General features: G+C 67.5%; 15 protein-coding genes, 1 tRNA gene and 2 pseudogenes. 11 read left to right on the top strand and 7 right to left on the bottom strand.

Translation table 11 applies throughout. From position 1 onward, the window contains the following. Positions 1–80 precede the first annotated feature (80 nt). Together AC1RRR_RS09430 and AC1RRR_RS09425 are read left to right on the top strand one after the other, a co-directional pair. Positions 81–1,871, top strand: coding sequence for a long-chain-acyl-CoA synthetase (locus AC1RRR_RS09430; RefSeq protein ID WP_492812485.1), 1,791 nt, complete (start codon positions 81–83; stop codon positions 1,869–1,871). Then, a complete protein-coding gene (locus tag AC1RRR_RS09425; protein WP_492812484.1) occupies positions 1,868–2,728 on the top strand; it encodes an alpha/beta hydrolase in 861 nt (286 codons plus the stop codon). The genes AC1RRR_RS09430 and AC1RRR_RS09425 overlap by 4 nt, the downstream gene beginning before the upstream one ends. Here AC1RRR_RS09425 and AC1RRR_RS09420 read toward each other — a convergent pair. After that, complete coding sequence (locus tag AC1RRR_RS09420; RefSeq protein ID WP_492812482.1) at positions 2,725–3,522, bottom strand: DUF2306 domain-containing protein; 798 nt, start codon at positions 3,520–3,522, stop codon at positions 2,725–2,727. The two genes, AC1RRR_RS09425 and AC1RRR_RS09420, sit on opposite strands and share 4 nt — an antisense overlap. A gap of 124 nt (positions 3,523–3,646) precedes the next feature. Here AC1RRR_RS09420 and AC1RRR_RS09415 point away from each other — a divergent pair, with 124 nt between their 5' ends. Beyond that, positions 3,647–4,612, top strand: coding sequence for a helix-turn-helix transcriptional regulator (locus tag AC1RRR_RS09415; protein ID WP_492812480.1), 966 nt, complete (start codon positions 3,647–3,649; stop codon positions 4,610–4,612). On the opposite strand, the gene AC1RRR_RS09410 is transcribed toward AC1RRR_RS09415, so the two are convergent. Both AC1RRR_RS09410 and AC1RRR_RS09405 read right to left on the bottom strand, forming a co-directional pair. Beyond that, complete coding sequence (locus tag AC1RRR_RS09410) at positions 4,609–5,511, bottom strand: M23 family metallopeptidase (protein WP_492812479.1); 903 nt, start codon at positions 5,509–5,511, stop codon at positions 4,609–4,611. The two genes, AC1RRR_RS09415 and AC1RRR_RS09410, sit on opposite strands and share 4 nt — an antisense overlap. 2 nt (positions 5,512–5,513) lie before the next feature. After that, the gene (locus AC1RRR_RS09405; RefSeq protein WP_492812477.1) at positions 5,514–6,191 is read right to left on the bottom strand and encodes a hypothetical protein; all 678 of its coding nucleotides are present in this window, start codon (positions 6,189–6,191) and stop codon (positions 5,514–5,516) included. 177 nt (positions 6,192–6,368) lie between these two features. Here AC1RRR_RS09405 and panD point away from each other — a divergent pair, with 177 nt between their 5' ends. Both panD and AC1RRR_RS09395 read left to right on the top strand, forming a co-directional pair. Further along, a complete protein-coding gene (gene panD / locus AC1RRR_RS09400; protein WP_492812475.1) occupies positions 6,369–6,725 on the top strand; it encodes an aspartate 1-decarboxylase in 357 nt (118 codons plus the stop codon). After that, positions 6,725–7,186, top strand: a complete 462-nt coding sequence (locus AC1RRR_RS09395) for a hypothetical protein (RefSeq protein WP_492812473.1) — start codon at positions 6,725–6,727, stop codon at positions 7,184–7,186. Before panD ends, AC1RRR_RS09395 begins: the two co-directional genes overlap by 1 nt. A gap of 72 nt (positions 7,187–7,258) precedes the next feature. Here the strand turns inward: AC1RRR_RS09395 and AC1RRR_RS09390 are convergent, their stop codons facing one another. After that, the gene (locus AC1RRR_RS09390; RefSeq protein ID WP_492812471.1) at positions 7,259–8,011 is read right to left on the bottom strand and encodes an SIMPL domain-containing protein; all 753 of its coding nucleotides are present in this window, start codon (positions 8,009–8,011) and stop codon (positions 7,259–7,261) included. A gap of 148 nt (positions 8,012–8,159) precedes the next feature. On the opposite strand from AC1RRR_RS09390, the gene AC1RRR_RS09385 reads away from it, so the two are divergent. Both AC1RRR_RS09385 and AC1RRR_RS09380 read left to right on the top strand, forming a co-directional pair. Next, positions 8,160–8,235: transfer RNA gene (locus AC1RRR_RS09385), tRNA-Ile, on the top strand. Between the two features lie 235 nt (positions 8,236–8,470). Beyond that, a pseudogene (locus tag AC1RRR_RS09380) lies at positions 8,471–8,730 on the top strand (hypothetical protein); the annotation flags it as partial. Positions 8,731–8,819: 89 nt separating this feature from the next. Here AC1RRR_RS09380 and AC1RRR_RS09375 read toward each other — a convergent pair. Further along, positions 8,820–9,881 carry a hypothetical protein gene (locus AC1RRR_RS09375; RefSeq protein WP_492812470.1) on the bottom strand — a complete coding sequence of 354 codons (1,062 nt, stop codon included), beginning with the start codon at positions 9,879–9,881 and terminating at the stop codon, positions 8,820–8,822. A gap of 138 nt (positions 9,882–10,019) precedes the next feature. After that, positions 10,020–12,743, bottom strand: coding sequence for a TonB-dependent receptor (locus AC1RRR_RS09370; RefSeq protein WP_492812468.1), 2,724 nt, complete (start codon positions 12,741–12,743; stop codon positions 10,020–10,022). A 307-nt stretch (positions 12,744–13,050) separates the two neighbouring features. On the opposite strand from AC1RRR_RS09370, the gene AC1RRR_RS09365 reads away from it, so the two are divergent. Both AC1RRR_RS09365 and AC1RRR_RS09360 read left to right on the top strand, forming a co-directional pair. Next, positions 13,051–14,847 (top strand): alpha-amylase family glycosyl hydrolase, encoded by a 1,797-nt coding sequence (locus AC1RRR_RS09365; protein ID WP_492812467.1) that lies wholly within the window; start codon positions 13,051–13,053, stop codon positions 14,845–14,847. Then, positions 14,826–16,469: an alpha-amylase family glycosyl hydrolase gene (locus AC1RRR_RS09360; RefSeq protein ID WP_492812465.1), complete on the top strand. Its 1,644-nt coding sequence runs from the start codon at positions 14,826–14,828 to the stop codon at positions 16,467–16,469. The genes AC1RRR_RS09365 and AC1RRR_RS09360 overlap by 22 nt, the downstream gene beginning before the upstream one ends. Here the strand turns inward: AC1RRR_RS09360 and AC1RRR_RS09355 are convergent. Next, positions 16,466–17,552, bottom strand: a pseudogene (locus AC1RRR_RS09355) (LacI family DNA-binding transcriptional regulator). The gene AC1RRR_RS09360 and the pseudogene AC1RRR_RS09355 overlap by 4 nt on opposite strands. 225 nt (positions 17,553–17,777) lie before the next feature. Between AC1RRR_RS09355 and AC1RRR_RS09350 the strand changes: the two are divergent. Both AC1RRR_RS09350 and AC1RRR_RS09345 read left to right on the top strand, forming a co-directional pair. Beyond that, on the top strand, positions 17,778–19,292 hold the full coding sequence (locus AC1RRR_RS09350) for an MFS transporter (protein ID WP_492812463.1): 1,515 nt from the start codon (positions 17,778–17,780) through the stop codon (positions 19,290–19,292). A gap of 13 nt (positions 19,293–19,305) precedes the next feature. Next, positions 19,306–21,621 (top strand): glucan 1,4-alpha-glucosidase, encoded by a 2,316-nt coding sequence (locus AC1RRR_RS09345; RefSeq protein ID WP_492812461.1) that lies wholly within the window; start codon positions 19,306–19,308, stop codon positions 21,619–21,621. The last annotated feature ends 85 nt before the right edge of the window (positions 21,622–21,706 follow it).

Here is a 21,706-nt window from a genome sequence, read left to right as displayed (position 1 = left end):
TGAAAGGTTTGCGATGCAGCACTCGGCGTCTTGACCCGTCGCGCGGCGCTCTCCAATGGTTGTTTGAAGGGAGAGCACGAATGCGTTTGCGTCAGAAGATCAAGCGGGAGATCAAGTTCCTGAAGGGACTGTCCCGGACGCTGAAGCGCGTTAAGTCCATTGCTCCCGACAGCCCGAACCTGATCTGCGACGACCTCGAGGCCGCGGTCGACAAGTGGCGCGATCGCCAGGCGATCACGTTCGAAGGCAAGACCGTCACCTATGCCGAGCTGGACGCCATCGCCAACCGCTACGCCCATTGGGCCAAGGGGCAGGGGCTGACGCGCGGCCAGACCGTGGCGCTCTTCATGCCCAACCGGCTGGAATACATGGCCATCTGGTACGGCCTGTCGAAGGTCGGCGTGGCCACCGCCCTGATCAACAACCAGCTGACCGGCGCGGCGCTAGCGCACTGCCTGAACATCTCCCAGGCCATGCACTGCATCGTCGATCCCGAGACCTCGCCCTGCTTCGAGGACGTGAAGGGTCAGCTGCAGCGCCATATGCACCAGTGGGTGCTGGGCCCCGTCCACGGCGAGCAGCGCGACCTGGTCAAGGCGCTGAAGAGCTGCAGCCAGCTGCGTCCCGACCGCGAGACGGCTCGCGACGGCATCGTCGCCAAGGACACCGCGCTTTACATCTTCACCAGCGGCACGACGGGCCTGCCCAAGGCCGCGCGCATCACCCACATGCGCGCCCAGCTCTATATGCGCGGCTTCGCCGGCTCGACCGGAGCCAACCAGAACGACCGCATCTATGTGACCCTGCCGCTGTACCACGCCACCGGCGGCCTCTGCGCCCTGGGCGCGGGCCTGCTGAACGGCGGCTCGATCGTGCTGCGCAAGAAGTTCTCGGCGACCCACTTCTGGCCCGACGTCGTGAACGAGAACTGCACGATGTTCGTCTATATCGGCGAGCTGTGCCGCTACTTGGCCAACCAGCCGCCGCACGAGCTGGAGCGCGCTCACAAGCTGCGCATGATCTTCGGCAACGGCCTGCGTCCCGACGTCTGGAACGAGATGCTGGACCGCTTCAAGGTCGGCGAGGTGCTGGAATTCTACGGCGCGACCGAAGGCAATGTCTCGCTGTTCAACTTCGACGGCCGCCGCGGCGCGATCGGCCGCATCCCGGGCTATCTGAAGAAGAAGTTCAACATCCGGATCGTGAAGTTCGACGTCGAGAGCGAGACCCCGGTCCGCAGCGCCAATGGCTGCTGCATCGAGGTGGCGCCCGGCGAGGTCGGCGAGTGCATCGGCCATATCGGCAGCGACGCCCGCTCGAACTACACCGGCTATGCCGACAAGGCCGCCACCGAGAAGAAGGTGCTGCACGACGTCTTCGCCAAGGGCGACGCGTGGTTCCGCACCGGCGACCTGATGAAAGTCGATAGCGACGGTTACATCTATTTCGTCGACCGCATCGGCGACACCTTCCGCTGGAAGGGCGAGAACGTCGCCACCAGTGAGGTGTCCGAACGCATCGCCGGCTTCGAGGGCGTGCTGGAAGTCAATGTCTACGGCGTGCCGGTCGGCGACCTGGACGGCAAGGCCGGCATGGCCTCGCTGGTCGTCGAGGGCGAGTTCGACATGGTCGCCTTCGCCAAGCACGTCGACGAGCAGCTGCCTACCTACGCCCGCCCGATCTTCGTGCGCCTGCAAAAGGCGATCGAGACCACGGGCACCTTCAAGTACCGCAAGATGGACCTGGTCAATGAGGGTTTCGATCCCGCCAAGACCAAGGACCCGCTGTACTTCCGCGATCCGGCCAAAGGTTATGTGAAGATCACCAAGGCCCTGCACGCCAAGATCGAGAGCGGCGCGTTCAAGCTGTGACCACCCGGCGCGCGGGCCTTGCCGCGCTGGCGGCGCTGCTGACCTCGGCCTGCTCGCCGCTGTCGGTCTTCGCGACCCTCACGCCCAAGGACGCCGCCAAGGTCGAGGGGCGCGGCTCGCGCTACGCCGCCGGTCCTCGTGGCGGGATTGACGTCTACGCGCCGCCGACCGCTCACGGCGCGGCGCCGGTGGCGGTGTTCTTCTACGGCGGATCCTGGGACAGCGGCCGGCGCCAGGACTATGGTTGGGCCGCGCGGGCCCTGGCGGCCCAGGGCTTCCTGACCATCGTTCCGGACTATCGATTGTATCCGGAAGTCCGTTTCCCGAGCTTCCTGGACGACTGCGCGCAGGCGGTCCGCTGGGCGATCGATCATGCCGCCGCGCTGGGCGGCGATCCCAAGCGCCTCGTCCTGGTCGGCCATTCGGCGGGCGCCTACAACGCCGCCATGCTGGCCCTGGACCCGCGCTACCTGGCGGCGGCCGGCGTCGCGCCCGGCGCGGTCAAGGCGTTCGCGGGGCTGTCGGGTCCGTACGCCTTCCTGCCGTTGGACGGCCCGATCACTCGCCGCACGTTCGGCGAGGCCGGCGACCTCGAGGCCACCCAGCCGACCCGCTACGCCCGCGCCGACGCCCCGCCGGCGTTCCTGGCCACGGGCGACAAGGACACCACCGTCTATCCGCGCAACACCCGCAAGCTGGCGGCGGCTCTGCGCGAGGCGGGGGCGCGGGTCGAGGAGCGCCACTATGCCGGTCTCGACCACGCTGGGACGGTGCTGGCCCTGTCCCGGCCGTTCCGGCGCAAGGCGACCTTGCTGGCCGACATGACGGCGTTCCTGAAGAGCGCGGTGGGCGCCTAGAGATAGGGTCCCCACATGAAGGCGATGGTGCCGAAGACGCCCGCCGCCGTGTAGGCGGCGGCCACGGCCAGCACGGCCGCCGTCAGGGTCTTCAGGACGCCGCCCTCGCTGCGCTTGGCCGCCTCGTAGAGCTCCAGGATCGCCAGCGGGATCAGGTAGCTGCCGAAGGTCATGGCGATGTCGGCGGGGCCGGACATGGTCTTGGTCATGCCCACCGGGCCGCGATTGATCAGCACCCAGCCCATGATGCCGACCCGCAGGAACCAGACGCCGCTGACCACCATGAAGGTCCGCATGGCCCAGCGCCGATGCTGTTCGAACCGTCGCTTGGTCGCGTGCCGCCAGGCCAAACCCACGAAGACCAGGATCAGCACGGCGTTGATCAGGATCGCCACCGCCGAGATCACCGACAGGTAGGTGCCGCGCACGACCGCCAGCCAGACGCCGCTCAGCGCCATGAACAGGGCGATGACCATGAACGTCCGGCCGCTCCAGCGATGCAGGCGCGGCCACTTGCGGCGCAGGGCGGGGACCAGCTGCATCAGACCGCACAGCGTCACTACCGAGGCCAGCAGGACGTGGGCGGCGAAGACCACATTGCCCAGGTCGTCGCCCTTGATGTAGCCGTCGATCAGCGGCTTGTCGTTCCAGCCGGCGAAGTTCCCGGTCGCCGTGCGCACGCCGTAGAAGGCCAGGATAAAGCCGATGAAGGCGAGTTGGCCGACGGCCGCGACGACGAACCAGAGCACGCTGGCCCCCCGCAGGGCCTTCTGGGGAAACGATAGGGACGACATGGAAGCTCCTGACACGACCTCCGGACTGAGGCCGACGGCAGGGATGGCGGCGACGCGAGCGCGGGGTCTCGCCGATTTGGAATTCGGCTAGAGATAATTTCCGAGGCGAGGCAGTTTCGCGCTCATGACCTCGGCCACGACATCCGGCGCTTCGATCGCGGGCCTGCGGCCCTGGCGGCCGCGCGGGCGGCTGCAGGTCTGCGTGGCGATCGCGACCGTGTCCTTCGTCTGCTACTTCCTCGCTCGCTTTGTCGGCGGCCACGCCGGCGCGGCGTTCTCGGCCATCGGCGTCGGGGCTTGCGGCTGGGCCTGGCTGGTCGCCCGCGCCCTGTTCGATCCGGCGGAGCGGGACGCCCGCTGGGCCAGCATCGTCGGTCTGATCGTGGCGATCAGCGGCGGCCTGGCGGTCCTGGCGCCGGCCGGAGGCACCGTCGGACGCGTCGCCGACAATGTCTACGCTCTGAGCGGTTCGGCGGCCCTGTTGTTGACCTTCGTCGAGCCCTTCCAGCGCTATGCGCGCGACCTGCCGGTTGTCGAGAAGCGGTTCCGGTTCGTCTTCGTCGCGGTCAATGCCGTCCTGGTGGCGGCCTCGATCCTGGGGTTGCGGGCCTCGACCGACGCCGCCCAGGACAATCTGGTCAAGGCCATCTGCGCGGTCGTGGGGCTGGTGGCCATCCTGGCCGCGGTCTGGTTCCGGCAAGGTCATCCGCTGGCGGCGAAGGCGGCCCGCCGCGCTCCGACCGACGACGACGCCCGCCTGGCCGAGCGCCTCAAGCGGCTGCTGGCCGACGAGGCCATCGACAGCTGGCCCGAGCTGAAGATCGCCGACGTCGCCGCGCGCCTGGGCGAGCCGGAGTACCGCGTCTCGCAAAGCATCGCCGCCCTGGGCTTTGCCAACTTCAACCGCTGGATCAACCACCACCGGATCGCGCGCGCCAAGGCGCTGCTGGCCAGCCCGGACGAGCGGCGCTCGATCCTGGAGATCGCCTTCGATTGCGGCTTCGCCTCCATCGGGCCGTTCAACCGCGCCTTCAAGGACGAGGTCGGTACGACGCCTCGGGCCTATCGGTCAGAGACGCGGGAGCGCTAGCTCCCGCACGCCTTGCCATCCAGCTTGCGCTGATAGGCTTCGGCTAGGCTCAGGTACGGCGGCAGGAAGGTGTGCAGCGCTACCGCCTTGCCGTCAGACGTCGTGCCGCTGACCCCCGCCCGCAGTTCGAAGTGCAGGTGGATCGTCGTGGGCGTGCCGCCGAAGTCGTTGGACACCTTGCCCAGCTTCTGGCCGACGGCGACGTTGTCGCCTTCCTTCACCGCCAGGGTCGACATCTGCATGTGCAGGTAGCGGTAGGTGTAGTGCGGCGCGGCCTTGGCCACGAGGGTGACGGTGTAGGTCCCGATGTCGGTGATGGTGCCGGCCTCGGCGGCCACGGCCCAGTGCTCGTTCTTCTTGCAGGTGGCCGGGCGGATGTCCTGGCCCTGGTGGCCCGTGCCAGCGCCCGCGCACAGCGGGTTCGCCCGTGAGCGCGCCTCGCAGAAGGTGTCATGCCAGGGCAGGGTGTAGTTTTGCGTATCGCACTGGCTGGGCTTGCCGGCAGGACCCATGCCGCCGCCGGGGCCATAGACCTGCGAGTTGGGGAAGCCGGCCTCCTGCATCGGCCAACACATCTTGGGCGACCAGACCGTGCGGTCCAGATAGCCCGGACCCTGGCCGGCGGGGATCGCCCCGGCCGGCGCGTGGTCGAAGCTCGCCGGCGAAGGCGCGGGCGGGTCGGCCGGCTGCGGCGCGGGATCGGGGCTGGGCGGCACCGGTTCGCTGGACGGCTGCTCGGCCCCGCCGTCGGCGGGCGAGTCATCCGGCGTGGGCGGACCGGGCTCGGGCGAGGGTGGCTTGGGCGTCTCGCCGGTCGCCGGGGTCTTTGTGGTGTCGTCGCAGGCGGCCAGCGGGGCCAGCGCCAGGGCGGCGACCAGAAGGAGCGGGGAGACTCGCATGATCAACCTCCCAGCCCGGCGGCCTGCCGCGCGGCCTTGCCCATCACCACGGCCGTGGTCTTGCCGACCAGGCCCAGCACGTAGTTGTCGTCGACGCAGCGCGGATCGCTGGGGGCGTCGCAGCGGATTTCCACCGTGTAGAGCACGCCGTATCGCACGAAGCTGGCCAGCTGGCCGTCGACCGTGCGCTGCACCGTCAGCTGCTCGGGGCCGCTGTCTATCTTCAGCGGCTTGGTCGCCGGCATCGGCACGGTGGTCGTCGTGCCGCTGAACGACACCCCGCCGCCGGCCGTGTCGGCCGTGATCGTGTAGTAGTCGCCGAAGCTGTAGATCCGCGCATTGCCGGCCAGCTTGGCGTCGGTGGGCAGCAGGATTGGCACGGCGGTGATGTCGACCTGCTGGCGGTTCAGATTGCCGCCCAGGTTCTCGCCCAGGCCGCCCGACTGCCGCAGGCCGCCGACCGCGCCCTGCCAGTCCACGCGACTGCGCGGCGGAGCCACGAAGGCCGCGACGCCAGGCCGAAGGACCGGACGCGGCGCGGCGGCGCCAGGGATCTGCGCGCCTGTGGCGTCCCGTGTCTGGGCCTTGCTTGTGGTGATCCAGGTCGCCCCCGCGACCAGGGTCGCGGCGACGGCTCCCGCCGTCGCCAGCCATTTTCCGTGACGCATGGTTTCCCCCACCGAACCGCGTTCGGCGAAACCCTAGCGCGAAAAAGTCGCGGTGTTAACCTTTGTCGCCATGTTGCAGTGCGATTGAACCGCGAAAGCTTCATGCTATATGCGTGACATGTATTCACGGGCCTTGTGTGTGGCGGTCCGGAAGACCCCAAACCATTCAAAGGGATAGGCTTCCCCGCCATGCTGCTCACCATGCTCAAGGCCAAGCTGCACCGCGCCACGGTGACCCAGGCCGACCTCGACTATGAAGGCTCGATCGCCATCGACCGCGACCTGCTGGACGCCTCGGGCATCCTGCCGAACGAGCAGGTCGACGTGCTGAACATCACCAACGGCGCGCGCTTCACCACCTACGCCATCGAGGCCCCGCGCGGCTCGAAGGTGATCGGCGTCAACGGCGCCGCCGCCCGCCTGGTGCAGAAGAACGACCTCGTCATCGTCGTCACCTACTGCCAGATGGCCGCGGAAGAGGCGCGCAACTACGCCCCGACCGTCGTGCTGCTGGAAGACGGCAACCAGATCAAGAAGGCCGCCTGATGCGGCGCGTAGCGCTGGTTGGCCTGGCGGCTCTCGGCCTGTCGGCCTGCTCGGGCAAGCTGCCGGAAGGCGTCGACGAGAGCATCCTGACCCAGGCGGTCGGCAAGTCGATCGGTTCGCCCTCGACCTGCGTGGTCATCGCCGACGCCGACGGCAAGCTGGTCTGGCGCGGCGGCGGCTATGTCACCTGCTCGCGGAACCTGCCCGACTGCGACGGCAATCAGACCACGGCCGAGGCTCTGCTGAAGGCCAGCCTGGGCAAGCCCGCCCGCTTCATCAGCTGCCCCAGCCCGGCCGCCGAAGCCAACACCGTCGGCTGGTCGATCGGCCCGGTGCCGACCGGCGCGGGCAAGCCGGCGCGCAACCTGACCTATGTCGCGGTCATGGAGGGCGAGCGCGCCCTGCCGGGGCTGGAGATCAAGGACCGGGTCGAGCGGGCGTTCAAGAAGGCCGGCTTCTAGCCTGAAACATCAAAGCCGCCGCCGGGATGCCCCGACGGCGGCTTTTTCGTGCCTGCTGCTAGGCTAGCGGGCTTACTTCGAGACTTCGTAGACCGCGCTGACGTCGATGCGGACCTTCAGTTCGCCGCCGGCGATGCTGGTCGAGTCGGCCATCTCGCGCTTGCCGGCGAACGCCATCATCGGCATCGGCGGCGGAGCGGGCATGTAGCCGCCGCCTTCGCTCAGATTGACCAGGCGCACGGTCTTGTAGCCCGTGGCGCGGCCGTACAGCTCGGCCTTGGCCTGCAGGGCCTTCACGGCCTCCAGGCGGGCGGCGTCCTCGGCGGCCTGTGGGTTCACCAGGCCAAAGCTGATGCCGTTGACGGTGTTGGCGCCGGCATTGACCGTGGCGTCCACCGCCGCGCCCAGCTTGGACAGGTCGCGGACGGTGATCGTCACCTGGTTCGAGGCCTGGTAGCCCGTCAGCTTGGGCGGCTGGTTCTGTTCGTAGGCATATTGGGCGTTCAGGTTCAGGTTCGAGGTCTGGATGTCGCGCTCGGCGATGCCGGCCTTCTTCAGGGCGGCCATCACCTGGTTCATCCGCACACCATTGGCCTTCAGAGCGTCGGCGGCGGTCGGGGCGTCGGTCTGGACGCCCAGATTGATGGTGGCCATGTCCGGCGCCACGCGGGTCTCGCCATAGGCCGACAGGCTGAAGGTCGTGGCCTTGAAGGCCGCGTCGGTCGAGGTCTGGGCCAGGGCCGGAGCGGCCGCGCCCATCAGCAGAGCGCCGCCGATCAGGGCGGGCAAGACGATCGAAGGCAGGCGGCGAGCGGTGTTGGTCATCGTTCTTTCTCCAGGGCGGGCCAGCGCAGGGAAGCGTCGCCGAACCGCTATGGTTCCTTGGTGACAGCCCCAACCTGAACCGGAGCTTTAAGCCGCGTTCGGCTCATGTTATTCGCCGGCTCTCGCGTACGCTCAACCGTATTCGCGCGGGCCTGTAGCTCAATGGTTAGAGCCGACCGCTCATAACGGTCTGGTTGGGGGTTCGAGTCCCTCCAGGCCTACCAAACTCAATGAATTCAATATCCTATTCCCGGAAATCCACATCTTTGCATAAGAAGTTCTTATTTTGTTCCAATTCTCGATGGAAGCATGATCGCGCTGCGTCGGCGTCAGAACCGGACGTATGTGGCCTCGGAGCCGATCGACTCTTGGGCCGCGTATAGGCACATTTCTTAACGGCGGGGACGTTCCGGGCGCCGTCGCGGCAGCGATGCAGACCGGAACGTCCCGACGCCGTCATCCCAAGATCCCGGGCTTAGGAGGCCGCGATGGACATCGATCCCGACCGCCTGCGCGCGATCGTGGGCGCACTGGGCGGCGTGGCCGTCTATGGGCTGGTGCAGATCGGCGCCTTAAGCCCGGCTGAGCGTGTGAACCTGCGCGAGCTGACTATCCGCCTGGCCTGCGCGACGGCCTCCGCCGTGATCCTGGCCGCGTTCTTCGTCAAGGCGGCCCTGCCTGTGATCCCCTGGGCGCCGATGCGCGAAGCCTATCTGTTCGGCTTCGCGATCGGGGCGTTCAGCTGGGAGCTGCTGCCGCTGCTGTTCCGCGTGGTCAAACGCCGCGCGGCCGAGCGGTTGGAGAAACCCTAGAACTGGCTCGGATAGGCTTTGGCGGTCTTGGCGTCGTTGTAGCGCGCGCCGGGGCAGTCGACGGCGTAGGCGTTGGCGGTCTCGGCCAGGTAGGGGCCGCGACCGGCGTCGCCGTTCAGGGCTCGGCACGAAACGGCGGTCTTGTAGATCACCGAGCCGTCGCGGCTGAGGTCGTTCATGAACATGTCGAACGCCAGGGCCATCAGGCCGCGCGTGGCGGCGGCGCGGCGCGCCGTGCCGTTGAAGGCGGAGGTGATCTCGCCGTTCGACGAGATCTGCCGCTGGACGGGCACGGGACCCGCCGCCGCGCCAGCCGCGCCGATCGCGCCGCCGGCCAGCATGGCCTCAAGGTCCTGGAAGCGACCGGCGGCCGTGCCGGTGGCGACGGCGGCGGTGAAGGCGCTGGCGAAGCCCGGACCCCATTGGCGCGGACCGCCGATGCTGGCGGCTTCCAGCCCGCCAATCGCGCCGGCGATCGGGGCGTCGTAGATGTCGACGATGTGGTTCTGGTTGACGTAGTAGCCCAGGCCGATGCCGACCAGGGCGCCGCCGATGGCCGCGCGGGCGATCTCGGGCGTCGCGCCGGTCCAGTGGACGTTGTAGCCGGCCTCGACGGTCTTCTCGCGCACCACCTCGCCCGTGCGCCAGCGCACCAGGCGGAAGGTCACGCGGGCGGAGGCCAACTTGTCGGTGCCCCACCAGACATTGGGGCCGCGCAGCTCTTCGAACGTCGTGTAGAGCATGTACTCGGCGTCGAGGCGCGTGGGGGCCAGCATCTCGGCGCCCAGCAGGTGCTGGTTCAGGCCGGTGGTGACCTCGGCGCGGGTCGGGCGGGTGGTGATGACGCCGCCGCCGTCGAACCAGCGGAACTCGGGCGCGCCTTCGACCGCCTGGACGGCGACGTTACGATAGTAGGGACGGGCAGGGGAGGCCTTGGCCACGGCCAGCGGCGGCAGGGCCGGCTGGCGCAGGGCGGCGACCTCGTCGCGGCTGGCGCAGGCGGTCAGCACGCTGGCGCTGGCCAGCAGGACGGCGATGCGGATGGTCTTGAACGGCATTCTGCGCTCCCCCTGATGGGCGCGCACTATCAGGCTCAATTCTAAAGAGAGCTTTTAAAGTCCGGCTCAAAGCAAAAAGAAGCCCCTGTCGGGCAGGACCGACAGGGGCGCCAAAGGCTTTGGGGAAGGCTTACGCGCTTAGAACTTGTAGTTCAGGCCCACCAGGAAGGTGCGGCCGTAGTTCTGGTAGTCGATGACCTGGCGCGGATCGTTGTTCTGGTAGGTGACGAAGGGCTCGTTGGTCAGGTTGTTGACCTGGGCCAGCAGCGACAGGCCATCCATCGGGCCGTCGCTGAAGGTGTAGCCGATCTGGCTGTCGACCACGGACTCGCCCTTGACCATCCGGTAGTTGCGGCCGTTGCCAAAGCCCGAGACCTCGCCCAGGAACTTGGAGCGATAGCGGTCGCTGACCCGGAACGAGAAGCCGTTCTTCTCGTAATAGACGGTCAGGTTGGCCACGGTCTTGGACAGGCCGGGGATCGGAGTGGCCTTGTCGGCGGGGTTCGGGTGGATCGAGCTCTCGGTGTACGAGGCGCTGAAGGTCGCGCCGAAGCCGTCCAGCCACGGGGTCAGCAGCGCGCCCGGCATCGAGGCGGCGAATTCGACGCCCTTAAGGGCGCCGCCTTTGCCGTTCTGCGGGGTGGTCACCAGCCCCAGGCGCGTAGCGGGATTGCCGCCGCCGGTCGGGAAGCCGGTGAAGTCGAAGATCACGCTCTGGTCGTAAACGTAGGTCTTCAGGTCCTTGTAGAACGCGGCCAGCGAGATGTAGGCCTGACGCCCGAAATACTTCTCGTACGACACGTCATAGGCGTCGGCGCGCCAGGGCTCGAGCTCGGGATTGCCGCCCGTGCCGCTCCACGGCGAGAAGTTGATGTTGGTGTTGGCGGCCTTGGCCGGGTCGTAGCTGAAGGTCTTGCTGGCGCGCATCTGGTCCATCCGCGGACGGGCCAGGGTGCGGGCGACGGCGAAGCGCAGGCTCTGCTCGTTGGGCAGGGCGAACTGCAGGTTCACGCTGGGCAGGAAGTCGACATACTTCTTGCCGCCGGCCAGGTTGGCGCGGGTCACGCCCGAGCCGGTGCCCGAGGCGCCCAGGGCGGTCGAGCTCTGGTCGGTGCTGACGATCTGGAAGCCGAAGTTGCCGGTGACCGGCACGCTGCCGACGGCGGCGTCGATATTGGCCTTCACATAGCCGATCGCGACCTTCTCCTCGACGTCCCAGCTCTTGACCAGCACGTCGGCGTTCGGGTTGCGGACCAGGTCGTAGGTCCCGTTCTTGATCAGGGCGAACGGGTCGTAGCTGACCATGCCGGCGATGCCGATGAAGGCCAGCGAGGTGGTGCCGACGATCGCCGACTGCGGGATCGAGACGCTGGCGGGCGAGCCCTTCACGCGCAGGAACCACTCGTCGTTCACCAGCGCCTTGGAACGTTCGCTGTAGTTGAAGCCCACCTCGAACGACGACAGGCCGTCATCCAGGGCCTTGGTCGCCGAGAAGCGGGCCGCCTTCAGCTCGTCCTCGATGGTCGGCTGGTTCAGATAGCCGTCCTGGCCGCCGGCGATGACGTCGCTGCCCCAGCCCTGCGAGCTGGTCAGCTTGATCAGGTTGGGATCGGCGTAGTTCAGGGTCGACTTGAAGATCGCCACGCCGTCACTGTTCATCGTGAAGGTCATGTTGTCGGTCGCGCCGACGCCCGAGCGGCCGGTGCCGGCATAGCTCTCGACGATCTGGTCAGTGCGCTCGACCTTCGAGTAGGAGAGGTCGCTGACCAGGGTCCAGTCGTCGCCGACGTTCAGCTTGTTGTTCCAGCCGACCGACTTGATCGTGGCGTCACGATCGTTGCCATCGTTGCGGACCACGCCCTTGACGCCGTTGAAGGCGCCGCTGGTGACCATGCCGGCCGAGGCCTGGCTGTTGGTCAGCGGCACGCCGCCCCAGACCAGCGGCAGTTCGATGCCGCGCTGGATCTGGTGGTTCTTGAACTCCGAATAGAAGACATCCAGCGACGAGCTGAAATTGTCGGTCGGCTTGAATTCCAGGACGCCGATGACGCCGTCGCGCTTCAGCATGCTGGACTGCACGTACGGCTTGGCGCCGCCGATCACCAGGTTGCCGGCCGCGTCGGTGGGATAGCCCCACGAATTCCAGCGCTCGGCCTGGTAGGGCGACTCCATGTGGGCGTAGCCCAGGGCGACGCCCAGCTTACCGTCCATGAACTGGTCGATATACGAGATCGACAGGCGGTTGCCGTGGGCCTTGGTGCCGGCGTTCAGCGCGCCGATGTCGTTCCACTCGTAGCGGGCGCCGATCGCCAGGGCGCGCTTGCCATAGGCCAGCGGGCGCACGGTGCGCATGTCGGCGGTGCCGGCCAGGCCCTGGCCGATCAGGCCGGCGTCGGGAGTCTTGTAGACCACGACGGCGCTCAGCAGTTCCGACGGATACTGGTCGAACTCGACGCCGCGGTTGTCGCCGGTCGAGACCTGCTCGCGGCCGTTCAGCAGGGCGGTGGTGAAGTCGGGCGCCAGGCCCCGGATCGAGATGACCTGCCCGCGGCCGTCCAGGCGCTGGGCGGTCAGGCCGGGCAGGCGGGCCAGCGACTCGGCGATGGACACGTCGGGCAGCTTGCCGATGTCTTCGGCCGAGACGGCTTCGATGATCGAGCTGGAGCTCTTCTTCAGCGAGATCGCGCCTTCGATGCCGCGGCGGATGCCGGTGACGACGATCTCTTCGACCTTGCTGTCGTCCTGAGCGGCGGGGGCGGCAGTTTGCGCTTGAGCGGCGCCGGCCATGGCGAACGCCAGCGCCAGGCCCGTGGCGCTGCCGGCCATCAGCCACGCACGGCGGCGCGAGAATTGGGTGTTCATCGAGTCTCCCTCCCTGGACCGGCTCTGCGCGTTTGACGTCGTGCGGCTGGCCGTTGGTGCAAACTACTGCAAATTAACGAGCTGTAATCAACCCAAAAAATCGCAAACGAGCGGCTTGCAGCTCAGCGTCCTCAGCGGAATCGCGCCGCCTGTGGCTTCTTTGTGCCACTGAGATCGCGCTTTCCGTAGCGAAAGCGCCGCAAATCTCGCCAATGAGCTGGATTGACAACTTGCGATCGGCTCTGCAAATTCTTGCAAAGAGTTGCAAGTGGCGATCCCTGAGGTCGCCGCCAACGGGAGGGGAGCGATGTCGGCCTTGACGCCTTGGCGCAGGACGCTGCTGGCCGTGACGGCCGTAAGCGCGCTGGCGACGGCCGCGTGGGCTGCTCCCCAGTCCTATCGGCTGCGCAAGCCGCAGGACGAAGTGATCTATTTCGTCCTGCCCGATCGTTTCGAGAATGGCGACGCGACCAATGACCACGGCGGCCCCGCCTTGGGTCCGCTGGTCGACGGCTTCGACCCGACGCGGGCAGGCTTCTATCATGGTGGCGATCTGAAGGGCGTGACCCGGCGGCTGGACTACATCCAGGGCCTAGGCGCGACGGCCGTGTGGCTGGCGCCGATCTTCAAGAACCGCGCGGTGCAGGGCCCGCCAGGCCACGAGTCGGCGGCGCACCACGGCTACTGGATCACCGACTTCACCGACGTGGATCCGCATCTCGGGACCAAGGCCGACTTCAAGGCCCTGGTCGATGCGGCCCATGCCCGAGGCATGAAGGTCTATATGGACATCGTCGTGAACCACACGGCCGATGTCATCCAGTACCGAGAGTGTCCGGAGAGCCGCTGCGCCTATCGCGGTGTCGCCGATTATCCCTATGTCCGCCAGGGCGGGGTGGCAGGCGCGCCGATCAATGACGGCTTCGACGGCAAGGACTTCAGCAAGCTCAGGCGGACCGACTGGACCTATACGCCCTACGTCCCGGCGGGGCAGGAGCACGCCAAGAAGCCGGAATGGCTGAACGACCCGATCTATTATCACAACCGGGGTGACAGCACCTTCGCGGGCGAGAGCTCGCTGCTGGGCGACTTCGCGACGCTGGACGACGTGTTCACCGAGAACCCCCGCGTGGTGGCGGGCTTCATCGAGGTCTACGGCCGGTGGATCGACGAGTTCGGCGTCGACGGCTTCCGCATCGACACCGCCCGCCATGTCGAGCCGGCGTTCTGGCAGGCGTTCGTTCCGGCCATGCTGGCCCGGGCCAAGGCCAAGGGCATCCCGAACTTCCACATCTTCGGTGAGGTGTTCGATCCCGACGTCGCAGCCCTGGCTCGGCATGTGAAGGTCGACAAGCTGCCGGCGGTGCTGGACTTCGCCTTCCAGTCGGCCGCGACCGACGTCGCTATCGGCCGGACGGGTACGGACCGCTTGGCCAGGGTGTTCGCCGCCGATCCCGTCTACGAAGGCGGCGAGGCGACCGCGCGCCAGCTGCCGACCTTCCTGGGCAATCACGACATGGGCCGCATCGGCTGGTTCGTGCTCAAGGCCAAGCCGGCGATCAGCGACGACGAGCTGCTGGCCCGCGTCACCCTGGCCAACGCCCTGATGCTGACCGCGCGCGGCGTGCCAACCGTCTATTACGGCGACGAGCAGGGCTTCACCGGCGACGGCGACTACTCGGACTCGCGGGAAGACATGTTCCCCAGCCAGGTCGCCAGCTACAACGACAACCGACTGGTGGGCTCGAGCGCTAAAGGGCCGATGTCGGCGTTCAAGACCGACACCGTGCTGTACCAGCGCATCGCCGAGCTCTCGAAGTTGCGCGTCGCCACACCGGCCCTGCGCGAGGGGCGCCAGGTGACCCGCGTCGCCGGCGACAAGCCGGGGCTGCTGGCGTTTTCGCGTATTCTGGACAAGACCGAGGTCGTCGCGGTGTTCAACACCGGCGACCAGCCGTTGAAGGCCAACATCCCGGTCGAAAACGGCTCCGTCGCCTGGAAGGCGCTGCACGGCGCATGCGCCGCGACGGCTGTCGCACCGGGCAGCTATTCCGTCGAGCTTGCGCCGCTCGACTACAAGATTTGCGTTTCCGAGGGACGATAGTGACAGTGCAGGTTCTGGTTCGCCCCGGTGCGGAGACGTCGATGAACGCCGAATGGTGGCGCGGCGCGGTCATCTATCAGGTCTATCCGCGCAGTTTCGCCGACTCGAACGGTGACGGCGTCGGCGACCTGCCGGGGATCACGGCGCATCTGGATCACATCGCCTCGCTGGGCGTGGACGGGGTGTGGCTGTCGCCGTTCTTCACCTCGCCGATGAAGGACTTCGGCTACGACGTCTCGGACTATCGGGACGTGGATCCGATCTTCGGCACGCTGGCCGACTTCGACGCCCTGATCGCCAAGGCCCACGACCTGGACCTGAAGATCATCATCGACCTGGTCTTCTCGCACACCTCGGACGAGCACCCGTGGTTCACGGAAAGCCGCCAGGATCGCGCTAACGCCAAGGCCGACTGGTTCGTCTGGGCCGATGCCAAGATCGACGGCAGCCCGCCCAGCAACTGGCAATCGGTGTTCGGCGGTCCCGCCTGGACCTGGGACGCCCGCCGTGGCCAGTACTACATGCACAACTTTCTCAGCAGCCAGCCGCAGCTGAACCTGCACAATCCGGCGGTCCAGGAAGCCCTGCTGGCCGTTACCCAGTTCTGGGTCGACAAGGGTGTGGACGGCTTCCGCTTCGACGCCATCAACTTCTCGATGCACGACCCGAAGTTCACGGATAACCCGCCGCTGCCGCCGGGCGGCAAGCGCACGCGGCCGTTCGACTTCCAGGACAAGATCAACAACCAGAGCCACGCCGACATTCCGAAATTCCTCAGCCGCCTGCGGGCGCTGACCGACGCGGCGGGCGGCCGGTTCTCGGTGGCGGAGGTTGGCGGCGACCACGCTGATCGCGAGATGAAGCTGTTCACGGCCGGGAGCGATCGCCTGAACAGCGCCTACGGCTTCCTCTATCTCTATGCCGACAAGCTGACCGGCGAGATGATCCCGCGCGGCGCGGCCATGTGGCCGGGCGGGGACGGGGAGGGCTGGCCGTCCTGGACCTTCTCCAATCACGACGCCCCGCGTGCGGTGTCGCGCTGGGCCGAGGGCCGCGACCGCAAAGCCTTCGCCGAGATGTGCCTGCTGCTGCTGATGGGCCTGCGCGGCAACGTCTTCGTCTACCAGGGCGAGGAGCTGGGCCTGCCCCAGGCCAACGTCCCGTTCGAGCGCCTGCAGGATCCGGAAGCCATCGCCAACTGGCCCCAGACGCTTGGCCGCGATGGCGCTCGCACGCCGATGCCGTGGGTGTCGGGCGCGGTGAACGCCGGCTTCTCGGGTGTCGAGCCCTGGCTGCCGGTGGATCCCGAGCACCTGCCGCTGGCCGTCGACGCCCAGGAAGCCGACCCGACTTCGACCTTGCACATCGCTCGCCGCCTGATCGCCTTGCGTCGCGCCTATCCGGCCCTGCGCACCGGCGCGATCAGCTTCGTCGAGACCAACAGCCCGCTGCTGATCTTCCAGCGCGGGGAGGGCGAGGGCGCGCTGCTGCTGGCCTTCAATCTGGGCTTTGAAGCGGCGACCTGGTCGTTGCCCGAAGGCTGGGCGCTGGTCGACGGCGTCAACCTGGGCGGCGAAGGCGAGATGCCGCCGTGTGCGGGTCTGATCGCGCGGCGAGCCTAGCCGCCGCAGCTTTCCCGGATGATCAGGTCGGTCGGCACGCGCTCCGACCGGCTGGCGCGCTCGCCGCTGTCGAGCAGCTTCGACACCATCAGCCGCCCCGCCTTGGTGGTGTCCTGGGCGATGGTGCTGAGCGCCGGGCTGGCGTAGCGGCTGAAGGGCACGTTGTCGAAGCCCATGACCGAGACGTCGCCCGGCACCGACAGGCCGGCATGCTTCAGGGCGCGCATAGCCCCGAGTGCGATCAGGTCAGACGCCGCGACGACGCCGTCGAACTTCACGCCGTGGTGGATCAGGCTGTCGAGGGCGGCCTCGGCCGACTCGACCTCGAAGTGGGCCGGGACGATCAGCTCAGGATCGACGCCCAGCTTGGCGTGCTCCAGGGCGTCGAGGTAGCCGCGATGGCGCTGCATGGCTTCCGGCGCTTCGGTGTCGCCGAGGAAGACGATGCGCTTGCGGCCCAGGCGCTGCAGGTGAAGCGTGGCGCGGCGGCCGCCCATGACGTTGTCCGAGCCGACCGAGCAGTAGTTCTGGTCCGGGAACTGGGCGCCCCAGACCACGAAGCGGTTCTCGGTCTCGGCCAGGCGGTTGAAGGCCGCGTGCAGCGAGCTCTGGCCCAGGAAGATCACGCCCTCGGCCCGACTGGTGGTCATGGCCGCCGACAGGTCTTCGAAATTGGCCGGGGCGATGTGGCTGAGGATCACGTCGCAGCCCCGTTCCCGGGCGGCCTCGCCGACGCCGGCCAGAAGTTCCTGAAAGAACGGGTCGGACATGCCGCTGTCGCGGCTCTGCACGCGCGGGGTGACGATGGCGATGGTCGCCTCGGCCCCGATCGGGCCAGCGGGCATGTAGCGGCGGAAGGGGTAGTCCATCTCGCGCGCCAGCTTCCAGATCAGCTGCTTGGTGCGCTTGTTGACGGCGGGGCTGTCGTTGAGGGCCCGCGAGGCGGTCGAGATCGAGACCCCCGCCAGCTTGGCCAGGTCCTCCAGTCGCGTCGCCCCCTTGCTCACTCGAAACGCCCCTAATGCAAAGATTTCTGCAAATTTTTTCAGAGGCCCATAAGGCGCCGTTCGATCGGGTTGGCAAGCCGGGCGAGGCGAAAATTGCTCTGAAAACTCCTGCAAATCATTCCGCAAGCTTTGCTATTTTGAAGCGCGAGGTGCGATCGCGAGTTTGCTCATAACCTCAATCAAGTCTGGATTTTCCGTTGCGCCACGCGGCGGCGCATGCGCAAATGCGCGCCACGAAGTTTTATGAAAAAACTTGCGAACCAGCCGGGGCAACCGGCGGTCGGAGCGGGGCGGAGGATCCATGGCCAGGCAGAGGCTGAACTTCCTGCAGATCTGGAACATGTGTTTTGGCTTCTTCGGAATCCAGATCGGTTTCGGCCTGCAGAACGCCAACACCAGCCGCATTTTCCAGACCCTGGGCGTGGATGTGAACCACCTGGCGATCCTGTGGATCGCCGCGCCGGCCACGGGCCTGCTGGTCCAGCCGATCATCGGCCATCTCTCCGACAAAACCTGGGGCCGCCTGGGCCGCCGCCGGCCGTACTTCTTCTGGGGCGCGATCCTCACGACTCTGGCGCTGTTCGTCATGCCCAACTCGCCGACCCTGTGGGTGGCGGCCGGCGCGCTGTGGCTGATGGACGCCTCGATCAACATCACCATGGAGCCATTCCGGGCCTTCGTCGGCGACAATCTGCCCGACGAGCAGCGGGCCACCGGCTACGCGATGCAGAGCTTCTTCATCGGCCTGGGCGCGGTACTGGCCTCGGCCCTGCCGTGGATCCTGACCAACGGGTTTTACGTCGCCAACACCGCCCCGGCGGGCCAGATCCCCGACGCGGTGCGGATCGCCTTCTATGTCGGCGGCGCGCTGCTGCTGGCGGCGGTGATGTGGACGGTCTTCACGACCAAGGAATACAGCCCGGGCGAACTGGACGCCTTCGAGACCGCCGAGCGGGCCGAGGCCAGCTGGAACCCGCACGAGGAGCCCGAGCCCTCGGTCAACGCCTATATCGGCCTGGCCGCCCTGGGCATCCTGGGCGGCGCGGCCCTGGCCGTGACGGTGTGGGGCGCACGGCTGGAAAAGGAGCTCTACGTCCTGGCCGGTCTGCTGGCGGCGTTCGGCGTCATGGGCATTGTCGGCGTGCGGCTCAAGCGCATGGGCAAGACCCGCAACGGCTTCTCCGAGGTGCTGGAGGACTTCTTCCGCATGCCCAAGACCATGCGCCAGCTGGCGGTGGTGCAGTTCTTCTCGTGGTTTGGCCTGTTCGCCATGTGGATCTACACGACCCCGGCGGTGGCGGCGGTCCACTTCCACGCGGTCGACGCGACGTCGAAGGCCTATAACGACGGCGCGGATTGGGTGGGCGTGCTGTTCGCCGTCTACAACGGCGTGGCGGCCCTGGCGGCCTTGCTGATCCCGCTGATGGTCCAGGCCACCAGCCGCCGGGTCAGCCACGCGGTGTGCCTGGTGCTGGGCGCCCTAGGCCTGCTGTCCTTCCTGCTGATCCGTGAGCCGGGGATGCTGTGGATCGGCATGATCGGCGTGGGCTTTGCCTGGAGTTCGATCCTGTCGGCCCCGTACTCGATCCTGGCCGGCGCGCTGCCGGCGCGGAAGATGGGCGTCTATATGGGCATCTTCAATTTCTTCATCGTCATCCCCCAGCTGCTGGCGGCGACGGTGCTGGGCCTGCTGCTGAAGAGCTTCTTCGGCGGCGAGGCGATCTGGGCCCTCGTCCTGGGCGCGGTCGCTTTCGCGATCGCCGCCGCCGCGACCTTCATGGTCGAGGACCGCTCTCCTTCTTTCCTTCAAGCCTGACGAGGTCCTCGCCATGCGCGCTCTGAAATCTATCGCCCTGGCCTCGGCCGCCCTGTTCTCCGCCGGCGCCGCGCAGGCGGCTCCCTCCACCTGGGCCTATTCCGCCAAGACCGGCGTCGGCGCGTCCTACGAGGCCTATGTCGACGGCGCCTACAAGGCTGGCGGCAAGACCGGGGCGGTGTCCAAGGTCTGGTTCTCGATCGCCGACGGCGTGCTGACCGAGACGATGTACGGGCTGATCCACGAGGCTCAGATCAAGCAGATGCGCATCGCCGTCCAGACCGCCACCGGCCTGGCGGTCGAAGGCGCGGACACCACCTCGAAGACCGAATATCTGCATGTAGACAGCGCCGGCCGTCCGCTGTCGCCGGCCTACAAGATCACCACCACCGATCGCCAGGGCCGCTTCGTCATCGAGAAGCGGATCTTCACCGATCCCGACCGCAACAGCCTGTTCGTGCGGGTGACGATCAAGGCGCTGAAGGGTCCGGTGACCCCGACCCTGGTGCTGGAGCCGCACATGGCCAACACCGGCGGCGACGATACGGGCGCGGCCTCGACCACGGCGCTGACGGCCTTTGAGGGCAAGGCGTTCCTGAGCCTGAAGGGGACCAAGCCCTTCGCCAAGGCCTCGGCTAGCGTGCTGAAGGACAACGACGCCCTGCTAGGTCTGAAGGCTGCGACGACCTCGGCCAAGGGTGCGATCGTCCTGACCGGCCAACTGCCGGCAGTCGCCAAGGAAGCGACCTTCGACTTCGCGATCGGCTTTGGCCCGGACGCCAAGGCCGCCGACACGACCGCCGCAGCCACGTTGAAGACCGGCTATACCGAGGTGTTGGCCCGGTTCAACGGCGAGGGCGCGCGGGTGGGTTGGGAGGATTACCTGGCCTCGCTGACCGAGCTGCCGCGTCTGCGTGAGGCGTCGGAGGACGGCGGCAAGCTGCTGCAAGCCTCGGCCCTGATGCTGAAGGTCCAGGAGGACCGCACCCACGCCGGCGCCCTGATCGCCTCGCTGTCCAATCCGTGGGGCGACACGGTTGACGCGACCCAGTCCTCGACGGGCTACAAGGCCGTCTGGCCGCGCGACTTCTACCAGTGCGCCATGGCCCTGGCGGCCCTGGGCGACAAGGACACGCCGCTGGCGGCGTTCCACTATCTGCCGACGGTGCAGGTCGGCCCAAAGACACCCGGCAACAAGGGCGATGGCGGCTGGTTCCTGCAGAAGTCGCACGTGGACGGCACACCCGAATGGGTTGGCGTCCAACTGGACCAGACAGCCATGCCGATCATGCTGGGCTGGAAACTGTGGAAGCTGGGCTGGCTGTCCGACGCCGACCTCAAGACCTTCTACGGCAAGATGCTGAAGCCAGCGGCCGACTTCCTGGTCAAGGGCGGCAAGGTCGATCTGGGCTGGAACCACAGCACGATCACCCCGCCGTTCACCCAGCAGGAGCGCTGGGAAGAGCAGGGCGGCTACTCGCCCTCGACGACCGCCGCCGTGATCGCGGGCCTGGTCGTGGCCGGCGACATCGCTGAAGCCGCAGGCGACAAGGCTTCCGCCGAGACCTACCGCAAGACCGCCGACGACTACTCCGGCAAGGTCGAGGCCCGCATGGTCACGACCAAGGGATCGTTCGGCGACGGCCACTACTATCTGCGCCTCAACAGCGACCAGGACGCCGACAACAAGAGCCCGGTCGAGGAGCGCAACGGCCAGGCGGCCGTGCCCGAGGACAAGATGCTGGACGCCGGCTTCCTGGAGCTGGTTCGCTACGGCGTGCGCCGCGCCGACGATCCGGCCATTGTCGCCAGCCTGCCCAAGATCGACGATCAGGCGCTCGAGGACCTCTACCGCGTCCGCTACGACTTCAAGTTCCCGGGCGTCGACGGGACCTTCCCGGGCTACCGCCGCTACGGCGTCGACGGCTATGGCGAGGACACCAAGACCGGCGCCAACTACGGCGCCGACAACCAGATGCGGCCGGGCCAGCGCGGCCGGGTGTGGCCGATCTTCACCGGCGAGCGTGGCCACTACGAACTGGCCCTGGCCGGTCTCGCGGGCAAGCCCGACGCGGCGGCGGTCAAGAAGATCCGCGACACCTACGTCAAGGCCATGGAGCTGTTCGCCAATGACGGCCTGCTGATCCCCGAACAGGTCTGGGACGGCGTCGGGGCCGACAGCCAGCATGCCTACACACGCGGCGAGGGCACCGACAGCGCCACGCCTCTGGCCTGGAGTCATGCCGAGTACGTCAAGCTGCTGCGCTCGGTCAGCGACGGACAGGTGTGGGACACCTACGCGCCAGTTAAGGCCCGCTTCTCGCGCTAGGGTAAGCCGCTAAGGCGCGCGGATTGTCGCAGTTCAGCGCGCTTACAGCGTAGTTAACGCGGGCTTTAGGATTCGGCCGCGAAGA

It is taken from the genome of Caulobacter sp. GW821-FHT12D05 (assembly GCF_058807295.1).
This window is presented reverse-complemented; position numbering and strand designations above follow the sequence as displayed.

Bases quoted from the DNA above. Each gene is read 5' to 3' on its own strand.
- AC1RRR_RS09410 (WP_492812479.1), bottom strand. From the start codon at position 5,511: ATGCGAGTCTCCCCGCTCCTTCTGGTCGCCGCCCTGGCGCTGGCCCCG.
- AC1RRR_RS09365 (WP_492812467.1), top strand. From the start codon at position 13,051: ATGTCGGCCTTGACGCCTTGGCGCAGGACGCTGCTGGCCGTGACGGCC.
- AC1RRR_RS09370 (WP_492812468.1), bottom strand. From the start codon at position 12,743: ATGAACACCCAATTCTCGCGCCGCCGTGCGTGGCTGATGGCCGGCAGC.
- AC1RRR_RS09395 (WP_492812473.1), top strand. From the start codon at position 6,725: ATGCGGCGCGTAGCGCTGGTTGGCCTGGCGGCTCTCGGCCTGTCGGCC.
- AC1RRR_RS09375 (WP_492812470.1), bottom strand. From the start codon at position 9,881: ATGCCGTTCAAGACCATCCGCATCGCCGTCCTGCTGGCCAGCGCCAGC.
- AC1RRR_RS09350 (WP_492812463.1), top strand. From the start codon at position 17,778: ATGGCCAGGCAGAGGCTGAACTTCCTGCAGATCTGGAACATGTGTTTT.
- AC1RRR_RS09420 (WP_492812482.1), bottom strand. From the start codon at position 3,522: ATGTCGTCCCTATCGTTTCCCCAGAAGGCCCTGCGGGGGGCCAGCGTG.
- AC1RRR_RS09390 (WP_492812471.1), bottom strand. From the start codon at position 8,011: ATGACCAACACCGCTCGCCGCCTGCCTTCGATCGTCTTGCCCGCCCTG.
- AC1RRR_RS09415 (WP_492812480.1), top strand. From the start codon at position 3,647: ATGACCTCGGCCACGACATCCGGCGCTTCGATCGCGGGCCTGCGGCCC.
- AC1RRR_RS09345 (WP_492812461.1), top strand. From the start codon at position 19,306: ATGCGCGCTCTGAAATCTATCGCCCTGGCCTCGGCCGCCCTGTTCTCC.
- AC1RRR_RS09430 (WP_492812485.1), top strand. From the start codon at position 81: ATGCGTTTGCGTCAGAAGATCAAGCGGGAGATCAAGTTCCTGAAGGGA.
- panD (WP_492812475.1), top strand. From the start codon at position 6,369: ATGCTGCTCACCATGCTCAAGGCCAAGCTGCACCGCGCCACGGTGACC.